Source organism: Dyadobacter sp. LHD-138 (genome assembly GCF_030929615.1).
In the GTDB taxonomy this organism is placed as follows: domain Bacteria; phylum Bacteroidota; class Bacteroidia; order Cytophagales; family Spirosomataceae; genus Dyadobacter.
Window position 1 is genome coordinate 1 of sequence record NZ_JAVFVU010000099.1, and the last position, 1,688, is coordinate 1,688.

The 1,688-nt window shown below is 39.3% G+C and carries 1 protein-coding gene; it reads left to right on the top strand.

Going from position 1 to position 1,688, the window contains the following annotated elements; translation table 11 throughout:
- The first annotated feature begins 96 nt into the window (after window positions 1–96).
- Window positions 97–1,632, top strand: coding sequence for an IS1182 family transposase (locus tag RB622_RS30055; protein ID WP_308050540.1), 1,536 nt, complete (start codon window positions 97–99; stop codon window positions 1,630–1,632).
- Window positions 1,633–1,688 lie beyond the last annotated feature (56 nt).

Consider the following 1,688-nt stretch of genomic DNA (forward strand, 5'->3'; position numbering starts at 1 on the left):
GAGGCTGTCTCAAAAGGGCAGTCTCTTTTTTTGCGTATATAGTGTTGTTTATTTTTTCAGAATTGATTATCTTTAGTTATAAGCAAATCAGGAAAAATGGGCCGCAGACAACCTACTTTCAAACCATATCATCAGCATCAGTTGATGCTTTTGCCTCCAAGTTTAGAGGAGTTAATTCCCAAAGATCATGCTTGTCGTGTGGTCAATGATGTGATAAACAGGATTAGTTTAGAGCCTCTCAACGCAGCTTATCATACAACAGGTTCTTCCAGCTATCATCCACAGATGCTATTAAAAGTGTTGGTTTATGGCTATGTAAGCAACATATATTCTAGCAGAAAGTTAGAGGCAGCATGCAAGGAGAGTATCTACTTCATGTTTTTGAGCTCGATGAGTTATCCTGATCATAATACAATTAATAGATTCCGTGGGGTTCGTCTGAAAAATGCATTGCGCGCTGTTTTTGAGCAGGTAGTAGAACTGCTTGCTCAGGAAGGATTTTTGAGTATTGAAGAGGTGTACACTGATGGCACTAAAATCGAAGCCAATGCCAATAAATATACTTTCGTGTGGAAAAAGGCGATTGCGACCAATAAGGAAAAAATGAAAAAGCAGCTGGCTCATATCTGGGAATATGCCCAAAGCGTTGCTGTCAGCGAGGATAACCTACCGGATCCACCGGATTTGACTACAATTAATAAAGAAAAAGTTCAGCAAACAGTTGATAAGCTCAACCAGGTATTGAGCGGAAAAGACAATGTGGACAAAAAGATGAAGGCTAAACTTGGATATGTTACCAAGCATTATCCTGCTAATATTGAACGCTACGAAAATCAAGAAGCCATTTTAGGGGACCGCAATAGTTTTAGTAAAACGGATCCGGATGCCACATTTATGAGGTTAAAAGAAGATCACATGAAAAATGGTCAGCTAAAACCGGCATACAATGTACAGATATCTACTTCCAACCAGTTCATCGTAAATTATAGTATCCATTCTAATACGACTGATACCAATACACTTGCAGAGCACATTGAACAGCATGAAAACAGCTTTGGTAATGCGCCTAAATGCCTGACCGCTGATGCCGGCTATGGTTCAGAGGAAAACTACACGTTATTAGAAGGTAAAAATATTACTGCTTATGTGAAGTATAACCTGTTTGATAAACGTCAGAACCGGAATTACAATAGTAAGCATCCATTTAGTACTGATAAGCTTTTTTACAACGCGACGGCAGATCATTATATCTGCCCGATGGGTCAGAAGATGTGTTACATAGGTAACAGCAAACGCAAAACCGTAACAGGTTTTGAACAAACTGCTAGGCTCTATAAGGCGATCAATTGCAAGGGATGTCCGTTGAACGGTGTCTGTCACAAATCGAAAAGTGAAAGAATCATTCAGGTCAATGTGAATCTGGAACGGCAAAAAAAGCAGGCAGATGAGCTTTTGAAGAGTGAAGAAGGTATTGAGAAACGAAAGAAGCGATGTTTTGATGTAGAACCAGTCTTCGGCAACATAAAAAATAACCACGGTTTTCGTAGATTCATGCTTCGTGGCAAGCAAAAAGTCGAAATTGAATGGGGATTGCTTGCAATAGCACAGAATATTAGAAAAAAAGCTGCTTAGAAGGGCTTGTTATTACATAATTCAATCTGATAACGCTCTGAGCTTTTGATAGAAGC

What these genes read in the sequence shown, in the direction of transcription:
- RB622_RS30055 (WP_308050540.1), top strand. Translation starts at nt 97, where the DNA reads ATGGGCCGCAGACAACCTACTTTCAAACCATATCATCAGCATCAGTTG.